Origin of the sequence: Nitratireductor aquibiodomus, from assembly GCF_900105565.1 — a bacterium.
GTDB lineage: Bacteria > Pseudomonadota > Alphaproteobacteria > Rhizobiales > Rhizobiaceae > Nitratireductor > Nitratireductor aquibiodomus.
In genome coordinates, this window is sequence record NZ_FNSL01000001.1 from 1,952,234 (window position 1) to 1,965,243 (window position 13,010).

Sequence of the window (13,010 nt, forward strand, 5' to 3'; positions counted from 1 at the left end):
GACATGACATTGCGTGACGGACTCGTAACCCATCCTTCCGTCACGCAGCGCTATGGCCACATGGTCGAGACAGGCAGGATCGCGCACGATCCCGCACAGGAGAAGATCGCGACGGCGCTGGACCGGCTGATCGCCGACATCAGCGACAAGCGCCTGGCGCGCAAGTCGAGCGCGCTCGGCTGGCTGTTTGCCAAGCGCAACAAGACGCGGGAGCCGGTACGCGGGCTTTATGTTCACGGCGGTGTCGGGCGCGGCAAGACCATGCTCATGGACCTCTTTCATGAGCTGGTCCCGGTCGAGCACAAGCGACGCGCGCATTTCAACGACTTCATGGCGGACGTGCATGATCGTATCGGCCAGCACCGCGCGGCGCTGAAGGCAGGCGAGACGCAGGAAACCGACCCGATCCCGCCTGTGGCGGCGGCGCTGGCGAAGGAAGCATGGGTTCTGTGCTTCGACGAATTCACCGTAACGGACATCGCCGACGCGATGATACTCTCGCGCCTCTTCTCGGCACTGTTCGACCAGGGAGTCGTGCTGGTCGCCACCTCCAACGTCGCGCCGGACGATCTCTACCGCGATGGGCTCAACCGCGGTCTGTTTCTGCCCTTCGTCGGCATTCTCAAGCAGCATACCCGCATTCTGGAGCTGGACATCGACACAGACTACCGGATGCGAAAGCTCAACCGCATTCCCGTCTATATGACACCGGACGATGCCTCGGCCAAAAAGCAGATGGACGAGGCCTGGGAGACGGTGGTGGATGGTCGCCCCGTCGAGCCCGCCGCGCTGACCGTCAAGGGCCGCACCGTGCCCGTGCCGCAGGCGTCAGGCTCAGCCGCCCGCTTCTCCTTCTCCGATCTTTGTGAGAAACCGCTCGGCGCGCGAGATTATCTGGCTATTGCCGGCGCTTTCGACACGATCTTCATCGACCATGTCCCGACCATGGACCTGCGGCGGCGCAACGAAGCGAAACGTTTCATTCTTCTGATCGACACGCTTTACGATGCCGAGGCGCGGCTGTTCCTGTCCGCAGAAGCTGCCCCCGATGCGCTCTACACGGCCGCAAACGGCACGGAAGCCTTCGAATTCGACCGCACGGTCTCGCGCCTCATCGAGATGCAGAGCCGGGACTGGCTGGAACGCACAGACGCACGAAACGAAGAAAAACCCGCTCCGGCGGGAGAACGGACAGGACAGACGGGCTGATACTCACCAGCCAGAGAGCTGCCCAAACCACCACAAGCGCCAGCGAGTCTCTTGTCGGTGCACATTATTGAGGCAAAATTCTTACTTTTACGTAAGCCCACAAATGTCTAAACGATTGAAATTCCTGACCGTGTAAGAACCGGTTGAATTTTCCTGCCAGTATGCTTATTCCAAAGAGGCTTATGAAGCGGGCCACGCCACGCATTTGCCGCGCCTTTCGTTGAAGGAGTGCGGCGGGATGTGGACCCGAATGCATCGGTGTGACACGACACAGGCAAGACGCGACGCGCGGATTTTTCTTCACACATCCATCTCACCACCTATCCTTTCGACACAAGGGGGAATTCTAACCACATGGCACGCGACAAGATCGCTCTCATCGGCTCCGGCATGATCGGTGGAACGCTCGCACATCTGGCGGGCTTGAAGGAACTGGGCGACGTCGTCCTGTTCGACATTGCCGAGGGCATCCCCCAGGGCAAGGGACTGGATATCGCCGAATCCTCGCCGGTCGAGGGCTTCGACGCCAAAATGGTTGGCGCCAACGACTACGCAGCCATTGAAGGCGCGGATGTCTGCATCGTCACCGCCGGCGTTGCCCGCAAGCCGGGCATGAGCCGCGACGACCTGCTGGGCATCAACCTGAAGGTCATGGAGCAGGTCGGCGCGGGCATCAAGAAATACGCCCCCAACGCTTTCGTGATCTGCATCACCAACCCGCTCGACGCCATGGTCTGGGCGCTGCAGAAGTTCTCCGGCCTGCCGAAGAGCCATGTGGTCGGCATGGCCGGCGTGCTGGACTCGGCTCGCTTCCGCTATTTCCTGTCGGAAGAGTTCAAGGTCTCCGTCGAAGACGTGACGGCTTTCGTGCTGGGCGGCCACGGCGATTCCATGGTTCCGCTGACGCGCTACTCCACCGTTGCCGGCATTCCGATCCCGGATCTGGTGAAGATGGGCTGGACCTCCAAGGAAAAGATCGACGAGATCGTGCAGCGCACCCGCGACGGCGGCGCGGAGATCGTCGGCCTGCTGAAGACCGGTTCCGCCTATTACGCCCCGGCCTCCTCGGCGATCGCCATGGCCGAGAGCTACCTCAAGGACAAGAAGCGTGTCCTGCCCTGCGCGGCGCATCTTGCCGGCCAGTATGGCGTCAAGGATATGTATGTGGGCGTGCCCACGGTCATCGGCGCCGGCGGTGTCGAGCGCGTCATCGAGATCGATCTCAACAAGTCTGAGCAGAAGATGTTCGAACAGTCCGTGGAGGCCGTTGCCGGTCTTTGCGAGGCCTGCGCCAACATCGCGCCCAACCTGAAGAAGTAGGAGTAGGCCTCCAATGAACATTCACGAGTATCAAGCCAAAGAGCTTCTCAAAAGCTATGGCGCACCGGTGGCCGATGGCGTGCCGGTGTTCGAGAAGGGCGAGGCCGAAGCGGCTGCAAAGCAGCTTCCCGGTCCGCTCTATGTGGTGAAGAGCCAGATCCACGCCGGTGGACGCGGCAAGGGCAAGTTCACCGAACTCGGCGCCGACGCCAAGGGCGGCGTGCGGCTTGCGAAAAGCGTCGAGGAAGTTGTCGCGCACACGAACGAGATGCTGGGCAACACGCTGGTCACCAAGCAGACCGGCCCGGCCGGCAAGCAGGTGAACCGCCTCTATATCGAGGACGGTGCGGACATCGACCGCGAGCTCTACCTCTCGATCCTCATCGACCGCACGGTCGGCCGTCCTGCATTCGTCGTCTCCACCGAAGGCGGCATGGACATTGAGGCCGTTGCAGAAGAGACGCCGGAGAAGATCCTCACACTCGCCATCGACCCGGAGACGGGCGTTACGGCTGACGACGTGAAGAAGCTCAACGAGGCGCTGAAGCTCGAGGGCGACGCGGCGAAGGACGGCGAGACGCTGTTCCCGATCCTCTACAAGGCCTTCACCGAGAAGGACATGAGCCTTCTGGAAGTGAACCCGCTGATCGTCATGGACAGTGGCCGTCTGCGCGTTCTCGACGCCAAGGTCTCCTTCGACGGCAACGCGCTGTTCCGTCACGAGGACGTGGTCGCCCTGCGCGACACGACCGAGGAAGACGAGAAGGAAATCGAGGCCTCCAAATACGACCTCGCCTATGTCGCTCTCGACGGCAATATCGGCTGCATGGTCAATGGCGCCGGCCTCGCCATGGCCACGATGGACATCATCAAGCTCTATGGAGCCGAGCCTGCCAACTTCCTCGATGTCGGCGGCGGCGCCACCAAGGAGAAGGTGACGGCAGCGTTCAAGATCATCACCGCCGATCCGGCAGTGGAAGGCATTCTGGTCAACATCTTCGGCGGCATCATGCGCTGCGACGTTATCGCTGAAGGCGTTGTCGCTGCCGTCAAGGAAGTGGGCCTGAAGGTTCCGCTGGTGGTTCGCCTCGAGGGCACCAATGTCGATCTTGGCAAGAAGATCATCAACGAAAGCGGTCTCAACGTGATCGCCGCCGATGATCTCGACGACGCCGCCAAGAAGATCGTTGCAGCCGTTAAGGGAAGCTGAGCCAAGATGTCCATTCTCGTCAACAAAGACACCAAGGTCCTGGTGCAGGGCCTGACCGGCAAGACCGGCACCTTCCACACCGAGCAGGCGCTCGCCTATCACGGTACGCAGATGGTCGGCGGCATTCACCCCAAGAAGGGCGGCTCCACCTGGACCGGCCAGGGCGGTGAAGAGCTCCCGATCTTCGCATCCGTCGCCGAAGGCAAGGACAAGACCGGCGCAAACGCGTCCGTGATCTACGTTCCGCCGGCAGGCGCAGGCGCGGCCATCATCGAGGCCATCGAGGCGGAAATCCCGCTCATCGTCTGCATCACGGAAGGCATTCCGGTGATGGACATGGTCCACGTGAAGGCGAAGCTCGAGAAATCGAACTCGCGCCTCATCGGCCCGAACTGCCCCGGCGTCCTGACGCCGAACGAGTGCAAGATCGGCATCATGCCGGGCAACATCTTCCAGAAGGGTTCCGTCGGTATCCTTTCGCGCTCGGGCACACTGACCTATGAAGCCGTGTTCCAGACCACCAATGAAGGTCTCGGCCAGTCAACCGCGGTCGGCATTGGCGGCGATCCCGTCAAGGGCACCGAGTTCATCGACGTGCTGGAGATGTTCCTTGCCGACGACGAGACGAAGTCCATCGTGATGATCGGTGAGATCGGCGGTTCGGCGGAAGAGGAAGCTGCCGAGTTCCTGCGCGACGAGGCCAAAAAGGGTCGCAAGAAGCCGATGGCCGGCTTCATCGCGGGCCGCACCGCCCCTCCCGGACGCACCATGGGCCACGCAGGCGCCGTGATTTCCGGCGGCAAGGGTGGCGCAGAAGACAAGATCGCGGCGATGGAAGCAGCCGGCATCAAGGTTTCGCCCTCCCCGGCGCGCCTTGGCCAGACGCTCGTCGAAGCGATCAAGGGTTGAGGAAGAACGATAAGCCCGGCTTGCCACATCCGTGGCAGCCGGGAACAATGTGACTGTCCGGCCTTGTTTGCCGGCGACCAAGGAGCCGGAACGCGGGTTCCGGAAATCAAAATGGCACGGCAAGATCAGGCCAACGACCAAATGTCGCTCACCTCGTTCCTGTATGGTGGCAACGCCGCCTATATCGAGGAACTCTACGCCAGCTATCAGGACAATCCGGCTTCCGTCAGCGAAGACTGGCGCGACTTCTTCGGCGCACTCAAGGATGATGCCGCCGATGTGAAGAAGAACGCTGCCGGCGCGTCCTGGAAGAAAAAGAACTGGCCGCAGGCTGCCAATGGCGAGCTTGTCTCCGCACTCGACGGCGACTGGGGCGCGGTCGAAAAACACTTGGACGGCAAGATCAAGGATAAGGCTGCGAAGGCCGGGACCAAGCTCTCTCCCGAAGAGACGTTGCAGGCAACCCGCGATTCCGTCCGTGCCATCATGATGATCCGCGCCTACCGCATGCGTGGCCATCTGCATGCCGACCTTGACCCGCTGGGCATTGCCAAGCCGCTGGAAGATTACAACGAGCTGTCGCCGGAGGCCTACGGCTTCACGGAAGCCGACTACGACCGCCCGATCTTCATCGATCATGTGCTCGGTCTGGAGACGGCCACGATCCGCCAAATGCTCGACATTCTGAAGCGGACCTATTGCTCGACGCTGGGCGTCGAGTTCATGCACATCTCCAACCCGGCCGAAAAGGCCTGGATTCAGGAGCGCATCGAAGGACCCGACAAGGGTGTCGAGTTCACCGCCAACGGCAAGAAGGCGATCCTCCAGAAGCTGGTCGAGGCGGAAGGCTTCGAGCAGTTCATCGATGTCAAATACAAGGGCACCAAGCGCTTCGGCCTCGACGGCGGTGAAGCGCTGATCCCGGCGCTCGAACAGATCATCAAGCGCGGCGGCCAGATGGGCCTGAAGGAAATCGTTCTCGGCATGGCCCACCGCGGTCGCCTGAACGTGCTTTCGCAGGTCATGGAAAAGCCTCACCGCGCCATCTTCCACGAATTCAAGGGCGGCTCCTTCGCCCCCGACGATGTGGAAGGTTCAGGCGACGTGAAATACCATCTCGGCGCCTCCTCCGACCGCGCCTTCGATGGCAACAATGTCCACCTCTCGCTGACGGCGAATCCGTCACACCTGGAAATCGTGAACCCGGTGGTGATGGGCAAGGCCCGCGCCAAACAGGACCAGGTATTCGGCCGCAAGCGCGAGGAAGTGGTGCCGCCGGAAGAGCGGGCGCGTGTCATGCCGTTGCTGCTGCATGGCGATGCCGCCTTCGCCGGTCAGGGCGTTGTGGCCGAGTGCTTCGGCCTGTCGGGCCTGCGCGGTCACCGCGTTGCCGGCACCGTGCATTTCATCATCAACAACCAGATCGGCTTCACGACCAATCCGCGCTTCTCGCGCTCCTCGCCCTATCCTTCCGATGTGGCGAAAATGATCGAGGCACCGATCTTCCACGTGAATGGTGACGACCCGGAAGCGGTGGTCTATGCGGCGAAGGTTGCGACCGAATTCCGCATGACCTTCCACAAGCCGGTCGTCATCGACATGTTCTGCTACCGCCGCTACGGCCACAATGAGGGTGACGAGCCGGCATTCACGCAGCCGATCATGTACCGCAAGATCCGCAAGCACACGACGACCAGCGAGATCTACGCGAAAAAGATGCTCGAAGAAGGTCTGGTCACCGAGGCTGACATCGAGAAGATGCGCGCCGACTGGCGCTCGCACCTTGAAGCCGAGTTCGAAGCCGGGCAGGCCTACAGGCCCAACAAGGCTGACTGGCTGGACGGTGTCTGGTCGGGCCTGAAGAAGGCCGATCATGCGGACGAGCAGCGCCGTGGCAAGACTGCGGTTCCGGTCAAGACGCTCAAGGAAATCGGCAAAAAACTGACCGAAACCCCGGAAGACTTCGAGGCGCACCGCACGATCCAGCGTTTCCTGAAGAACCGCAAGACGATGATCGACGAGGGCGCCGGCATCGACTGGGCAACGGCCGAGGCACTTGCCTTCGGTTCGATCCTTCTCGAAGGCAACCCGGTTCGCCTCTCCGGTCAGGACTCCGAGCGCGGCACCTTCTCGCAGCGCCATTCGGTGCTCTACGATCAGAGCGACGAGAATCGCTACATCCCGCTCAACAATCTGGGACCGCAGCAGGCCTATTACGAAGTCATCAACTCGATGCTTTCGGAAGAAGCCGTTCTCGGCTTCGAATATGGCTTCTCGCTTGCAGAACCGCGCGCGCTGACGCTGTGGGAAGCCCAGTTCGGCGACTTCGCCAATGGCGCGCAGGTGGTGTTCGACCAGTTCATCTCCTCAGGCGAGCGCAAGTGGCTCAGAATGTCGGGCCTCGTCTGCCTGCTGCCGCATGGCTATGAGGGTCAGGGTCCGGAGCACTCCTCCGCCCGCCTCGAGCGCTGGCTGCAAATGTGCGCCGAGGACAACATGCAGGTCGCCTATTGTTCGACGCCTGCGAACTACTTCCACATCCTGCGCCGCCAGCTGAAGCGCGACTTCCGCAAGCCGCTCATCCTGATGACGCCGAAATCTCTGCTGCGTCACAAGCGCTGCGTCTCGACGCTTGCCGAGCTTTCGGGCGAAAGCGCCTTCCACCGTCTCCTGTGGGACGATGCGGAGCATCTGGACGGCGAGAAGATCAAGCTGGTGAAGGATTCGAAGATCCGCCGTGTGGTGATGTGTTCCGGCAAGGTCTACTACGATCTTTACGAAGAGCGCGAGAAGCGTGGCATCGACGATGTCTATCTCCTGCGTGTCGAGCAGCTTTACCCCTTCCCGGCCAAGGCTCTCATCAACGAGCTTTCGCGCTTCAAGAATGCGGAGATGGTGTGGTGCCAGGAAGAGCCCAAGAACATGGGTGCCTGGTCCTTCATCGACCCGTATCTGGAATGGGTCCTGCAGCACATCGAGGCCAAGAACACGCGCGTGCGCTACACCGGCCGGCCGGCCGCGGCATCGCCCGCAACCGGCCTTATGTCGAAGCATCTGGCGCAGCTCGAGGCTTTCCTCGAAGACGCGCTCGGCGAATAGAACGCGACGGAGAAAAACGACATGGCGACCGAGATTCGGGTTCCCACACTGGGCGAGTCCGTTACCGAGGCAACCATCGCCCGCTGGATGAAATCGGTGGGCGACACGATCGCCACCGACGAGCCGCTCGTCGAGTTGGAAACCGACAAGGTTTCCATTGAAGTGCCCGCGCCCGCTGCCGGCACGCTCGACGAGATCGCCGTTCAGGAAGGCGAAACCGTCGAAGTTGGCGCGCTGCTCGGCATGATTGCCGCGGGCAGTGGCACCGGCAAAGCAAAATCAGAGACCAGTCAGGCCGGCGAGAAATCATCCGGCAGCAAAGAAACCCAGGAGGCAACCATGGCCGGCGGCGGAAAAATCGTCGAGGTGAATGTTCCATCGGCGGGCGAGTCCGTCACCGAAGCCCAGGTCGGCGAGATCTACAAGAAGGTCGGCGACGCGGTGAAAACCGACGAAGCGCTTCTCGAGCTCGAGACCGACAAGGCAGCCCAGGAAGTGATGTCGCCGGTCGACGGCGTGATCACCGAAATGGTGATTTCGTCGGGTGATGAGGTTGAGGTCGGCGCACTACTTCTGCGTATCGAGCAGGGTGCGTCCGCCGGAACCACAGCACCCAAGGCTGAGAAGCCTGCCGAGAAGGAAGCTCCTGCGGCGAAGAAGGATGACGATGGCGGACGTCCGCCCGCACCCTCCGCGCAGAAGATGATGACCGAAAAGGGCATGAAAGCCTCTGACGTTGCCGGTTCCGGCAAGGACGGCCAGGTGCTGAAGGGCGACGTGCTGGCGGCCATCGAAGGAGGCGCTCCAAGCTCTCCGGCTGAAAAGCCCAAAGCAGCCCGCCCGGCCTCTCCGGCCGAGGATGGCGAGCGCGAAGAGCGCGTGAAGATGACGCGTTTGCGCCAGACCATCGCCCGCCGTCTCAAAGACGCGCAGGACACCGCGGCCATGCTGACCACCTTCAACGAGGTGGACATGACGGCGGTCATGGAGATGCGCAAGAAGTATAAGGAGCTCTTCGAGAAGAAGCACGGCGTGAAGCTCGGCTTCATGGGCTTCTTCACCAAGGCGGTGTGCCATGCGCTGAAGGAAATCCCGGCTGTGAATGCCGAGATCGACGGCACGGACATCATCTACAAGAACTTCTGCCATATTGGCGTAGCGGTCGGCACCGACCGTGGTCTCGTCGTGCCGGTGGTGCGCGATGCCGACCAGATGTCGATCGCCGAGGTGGAGAAGGAAATCGGTCGTCTGGGTCTCGCGGCCCGCGATGGCAAGCTCTCCATGGCTGACATGCAGGGCGGCACTTTCACCATCTCCAATGGCGGTGTCTACGGCTCGCTGATGTCGACCCCGATCCTGAACGCCCCGCAGTCGGGCATTCTGGGCATGCACAAGATTCAGGAGCGGCCCATGGTGGTCGGCGGCCAGATCGTCATCCGCCCGATGATGTATCTCGCCCTCTCCTACGATCACCGCATCGTGGACGGCAAGGAAGCCGTGACCTTCCTCGTGCGCATCAAGGACGTGCTTGAGGATCCCGAACGTCTGGTCCTCGACCTCTAGAAAACGGCGGGGCGCGGAAGGCGGATGTCTTTCGCGCCTTTCCGCATCCGCCAGCCTCAGGAACAGAGATGATGCAGGCAGCGAAAACACTTCTGGTGACAGGCGGAAGCCGCGGCATCGGCGCCGCGATCTGCCGGCTTGCCGCAGATGCGGGCTACCGCGTCGCGGTCAACTATGTCGCCAACCCTGACGCAGCCGAAACGGTCGTCCGCGACATCGAACAGGCGGGCGGCGAAGCCTTCGCTGTTCAGGCCGACATGGCCGAGGAAAGCGACATCCTCGCCATGTACGAGATGGTCGATCAGCGCTTTGGGCGGCTTGATGCACTCGTCAACAATGCAGGCATTGTCGACCGCAAGGCGCGCGTCGACGAAATGGACCTCGCCCGCTTCGAGCGCATGATGCGCATCAATGTGATCGGCACGATGCTGTGCGCCCGCGAGGCGGTGAAGCGCATGTCGACACGCCATGGCGGCAAGGGCGGTGCCATCGTCAACATCTCTTCCATCGCCGCCGTGCTGGGCTCAGCCGGCGAATATGTCGATTACGCAGCCTCCAAGGCTGCAGTCGACACCTTCACAATGGGGCTTGCCCGCGAAGTTGCTGAGGAAGGCATCCGCGTCAACGCCGTGCGGCCCGGCATTACAGACACCGAAATCCACGCCTCCGGCGGCCAGCCTGACAGGGCGCAGCGGCTTTCGGGTCTGATCCCAATGAAAAGGCCTGGCACGGCAGAGGAAATTGCCCGCGCCGCGCTCTGGCTTCTCTCCGATGAGGCGTCCTATTCCACGGGCGCCATTCTCAATGTCAGCGGCGGTCGATAGCCGACGCAAAGGAATTCAGGAAAGGCACGAACATGTCCTATGATCTCGTCGTGATCGGCACCGGCCCCGGCGGTTATGTCTGCGCCATCAAGGCGGCCCAGCTCGGCCTAAGGACGGCAGTGGTCGAGAAACTGCCCACCCATGGCGGCACCTGCGTCAATGTCGGCTGCATCCCCTCCAAGGCGCTGCTGCACGCCACGGAGATGTTCGCGGAAGCCGGCCATGGCCTTGCCGATCTCGGCGTTGAGGTGAGCAAACCCAAGCTCAATCTCAAGAAGATGATGGAGCATCGCGTCAAGACGGTCGAGCAGAACACCAAGGGTCTCGACTTCCTGATGAAGAAGAACAAGATCGATGTCCTTCGCGGCTTTGGCAGCATCGCCGGCAAAGGCAAGGTCAGCGTTAAGGGCGACGACGGCAAGGAACAGACCGTCGAGACGAAAAACATCGTCATCGCCACGGGTTCCGACGTCGCCGGCATTCCCGGCGTCGACGTGAAGTTCGACGAAAAGGTGATCGTCTCCTCCACCGGCGCTCTGGAGCTTTCCAAGGTTCCTGAGCACATGATCGTTGTCGGTGGCGGCGTAATCGGGCTGGAGCTCGGCTCCGTCTGGGCCCGCCTTGGCGCCAGGGTGACCGTGGTCGAATATCTCGACACGATTCTCGGCGGCATGGACGGCGAGGTCGCCAAGCAGTTCCAGCGCATGCTCGGCAAGCAGAGCTTCGAGTTCAAGCTCGGCGCAAAGGTCACGGACGTGACCAAGGCCGGCAAGGGCGCGAAGGTCACTTTTGAGCCGGCAAAGGGCGGTGATGCGGAAACCGTCGAAGCGGATGTGGTTCTCGTTGCGACCGGCCGCAAGCCGTACACAGAGGGCCTTGGCCTTGATGCCGTGGGCGTGGAGCTGGATGAGCGCGGACGCGTAAAGACCGACGGGCATTTCAAGACGAATGTCGATGGCATCTACGCCATCGGCGACGTGATTGCCGGTCCGATGCTGGCGCACAAGGCCGAGGATGAAGGCGTCGCCGTGGCCGAGATCCTCGCCGGCCAGGCCGGGCACGTGAACTATGATGTGATCCCCGGCGTGGTCTACACCAGCCCGGAAGTCGCCTCCGTCGGCAAGACCGAGGAAGAGCTGAAGAAGGCCGGCGTAGAATACAACGCCGGCAAATTCCCCTTCTCGGCCAACGGTCGCGCCCGCTCCATGCTCAAGACGGACGGCTTCGTGAAGGTGCTCGCCGACAAGAAGACGGATCGCGTGCTGGGCGTTCATATCGTCGGCTTCGGCGCCGGCGAAATGATCCACGAGGCAGCGGTTCTGATGGAGTTCGGCGGCTCGTCGGAAGACCTGGCCCGCACCTGCCACGCGCACCCCACCATGTCGGAAACGGTCAAGGAAGCGGCTCTCGCCACCTTCGCCAAGCCGATCCACATGTGATCCGACAGGAATTTACAGACAACAGGGCCCCGGCGCGAAAGCTTCGGGGCCTTTTTCTATCCGTCGTCGCCCATGGGTACACTGTCGGAGACGGTGTCGGACGTCCCGGTGACGTCCTCGCCGAAAAAGCCGCTTCCTGAAATCGCCATGAAAGCGAGGATCATGATCGCCGCTCCAACGGCGCCAATCACAAAACCCCGTGTTCCCTCCGAACCGGCAGAACGATGTTGGGGTTTCTTTTTGTGGTTTTCGTCCTGCATGACAGCGCTCCAAATGACGCTCCCCAACGCCGACGGAAAGATAACATGCAATTAGTTAGCCGGAACCCCAAATTTACCGGACACCCTCGACGGTATAACCGTCCGCACGCAGGAGTTCGATGAGCCCTTCCTCACCGGGCAGATGCAGTGCCCCGACCGCAATGAAGGCATTGCCCTCATTCAAAATAGGCCGCGCCCGCTCGGCCATCGTGCCGTTGCGCGCCTTGACCATGGCCCGATCGAAAGCGGCGTAATCCCCTGATGCACCCTGCTGTTCGGGGATCGCAACGCGGATCAGCGGCCAGAACATGCCGGTCTCGCCTTCGGCATAGAGCGACACCATGGTTTCCATCACGTCGTTCAGGCCGTCGCCAAGCGCCAGCGTCTCTACCAGGCCGCGCACATGCATTTCCATGGGCAGGGAGGCCATGGCGTCCAGTTGCTCAACCGCCGTCTCAAGACCCAGAAGCTCTTTGCCGGCGTTCTGGGCATCCTCTGCGAGCTTGATATCCAGGATCGGCATACCAGCTTCCTTGCGCTCGATCTCGCACACCGGCAGCGCCACCAGCGAGATCAGCATCCAGGGCTTCATCTTCTTGACGCTGGCAAACGGTATGCCGCGCGCCTTGAGTGCATCCGCCACCGCCTCACGCTCCGCCTCATCGAGGTGATCGCCCAGCGTCTCCTTGCCCGTGAACATCATCAGGTCCGGCCGTTTGAACATCGCCGCGGCCATCTTAGACTGATCGAGAATGTCGGTGGTTTCGATAACGACACGCTCCGCCCCGTCGAAAGCCTCGCGGGCATCCCTGGGGAGCGTGACCACGCGCGGGTCGCTCATATGCATGGTGCCGAAAAGATAAGAGGGCGCAACGCCCTCCTTCCCGACCCGCCAAAGGAGTCCGCTGCCATTCGGCGTCTCCGCCGCCTGTCGTCGCACCTCTTCAAGCGCGGCCGGGTTCTCGGCAGCGAGTTCCGTCAGGAGGTTTGTGCCCGAACAGACAATCTCATCCGCCTTTGCCGGCTTCGCCATCGACAGGCCGAGGACCAGCGCCAGAAGCAGGAAAAGCGGAAAGGCAGCAGCGCACAGAAAAAGGCGGTCAACAAGCCGCTCGGTCGCGGTGGTAGCTTTTGCATGCGTTTTCATGGTGCCACGCTAGCGGCAAATCCCGGCGAA

General features: G+C 61.8%; 9 protein-coding genes. 8 read left to right on the forward strand and 1 reads right to left on the reverse strand.

What is annotated here, in order from left to right; all coding sequences use genetic code 11:
* The first annotated feature begins 3 nt into the window (after positions 1-3).
* The 8 genes from zapE to lpdA all read left to right on the forward strand — a co-directional run bounded on the left by zapE (position 4) and on the right by lpdA (position 11,573).
* A complete protein-coding gene (gene zapE, locus BLW55_RS09285; protein WP_090328491.1) occupies positions 4-1,209 on the forward strand; it encodes a cell division protein ZapE in 1,206 nt (401 codons plus the stop codon).
* A gap of 354 nt (positions 1,210-1,563) precedes the next feature.
* Positions 1,564-2,529 (forward strand): malate dehydrogenase, encoded by a 966-nt coding sequence (mdh, locus tag BLW55_RS09290; RefSeq protein WP_007007539.1) that lies wholly within the window; start codon positions 1,564-1,566, stop codon positions 2,527-2,529.
* Between the two features lie 13 nt (positions 2,530-2,542).
* Positions 2,543-3,739 carry an ADP-forming succinate--CoA ligase subunit beta gene (gene sucC, locus BLW55_RS09295; protein WP_090328494.1) on the forward strand — a complete coding sequence of 399 codons (1,197 nt, stop codon included), beginning with the start codon at positions 2,543-2,545 and terminating at the stop codon, positions 3,737-3,739.
* Between the two features lie 6 nt (positions 3,740-3,745).
* Positions 3,746-4,648: a succinate--CoA ligase subunit alpha gene (gene sucD, locus BLW55_RS09300; RefSeq protein WP_007007541.1), complete on the forward strand. Its 903-nt coding sequence runs from the start codon at positions 3,746-3,748 to the stop codon at positions 4,646-4,648.
* A 111-nt stretch (positions 4,649-4,759) separates the two neighbouring features.
* Positions 4,760-7,747: a 2-oxoglutarate dehydrogenase E1 component gene (locus tag BLW55_RS09305; protein WP_090329937.1), complete on the forward strand. Its 2,988-nt coding sequence runs from the start codon at positions 4,760-4,762 to the stop codon at positions 7,745-7,747.
* Between the two features lie 21 nt (positions 7,748-7,768).
* Positions 7,769-9,310 (forward strand): 2-oxoglutarate dehydrogenase complex dihydrolipoyllysine-residue succinyltransferase, encoded by a 1,542-nt coding sequence (odhB, locus tag BLW55_RS09310; protein ID WP_090328496.1) that lies wholly within the window; start codon positions 7,769-7,771, stop codon positions 9,308-9,310.
* Between the two features lie 68 nt (positions 9,311-9,378).
* Positions 9,379-10,134 carry an SDR family oxidoreductase gene (locus BLW55_RS09315; RefSeq protein ID WP_025031491.1) on the forward strand — a complete coding sequence of 252 codons (756 nt, stop codon included), beginning with the start codon at positions 9,379-9,381 and terminating at the stop codon, positions 10,132-10,134.
* A 32-nt stretch (positions 10,135-10,166) separates the two neighbouring features.
* Positions 10,167-11,573, forward strand: coding sequence for a dihydrolipoyl dehydrogenase (gene lpdA, locus BLW55_RS09320; protein WP_090328499.1), 1,407 nt, complete (start codon positions 10,167-10,169; stop codon positions 11,571-11,573).
* A gap of 333 nt (positions 11,574-11,906) precedes the next feature.
* Here the strand turns inward: lpdA and BLW55_RS09330 are convergent, their stop codons facing one another.
* Positions 11,907-12,980, reverse strand: coding sequence for a TraB/GumN family protein (locus tag BLW55_RS09330; RefSeq protein WP_090328503.1), 1,074 nt, complete (start codon positions 12,978-12,980; stop codon positions 11,907-11,909).
* Between the last annotated feature and the right edge of the window lie 30 nt (positions 12,981-13,010).

What these genes read in the sequence shown, in the direction of transcription:
- zapE (WP_090328491.1), top strand. Translation starts at nt 4, where the DNA reads ATGACATTGCGTGACGGACTCGTAACCCATCCTTCCGTCACGCAGCGC.
- mdh (WP_007007539.1), top strand. Translation starts at nt 1,564, where the DNA reads ATGGCACGCGACAAGATCGCTCTCATCGGCTCCGGCATGATCGGTGGA.
- sucC (WP_090328494.1), top strand. Translation starts at nt 2,543, where the DNA reads ATGAACATTCACGAGTATCAAGCCAAAGAGCTTCTCAAAAGCTATGGC.
- sucD (WP_007007541.1), top strand. Translation starts at nt 3,746, where the DNA reads ATGTCCATTCTCGTCAACAAAGACACCAAGGTCCTGGTGCAGGGCCTG.
- BLW55_RS09305 (WP_090329937.1), top strand. Translation starts at nt 4,760, where the DNA reads ATGGCACGGCAAGATCAGGCCAACGACCAAATGTCGCTCACCTCGTTC.
- odhB (WP_090328496.1), top strand. Translation starts at nt 7,769, where the DNA reads ATGGCGACCGAGATTCGGGTTCCCACACTGGGCGAGTCCGTTACCGAG.
- BLW55_RS09315 (WP_025031491.1), top strand. Translation starts at nt 9,379, where the DNA reads ATGATGCAGGCAGCGAAAACACTTCTGGTGACAGGCGGAAGCCGCGGC.
- lpdA (WP_090328499.1), top strand. Translation starts at nt 10,167, where the DNA reads ATGTCCTATGATCTCGTCGTGATCGGCACCGGCCCCGGCGGTTATGTC.
- BLW55_RS09330 (WP_090328503.1), bottom strand. Translation starts at nt 12,980, where the DNA reads ATGAAAACGCATGCAAAAGCTACCACCGCGACCGAGCGGCTTGTTGAC.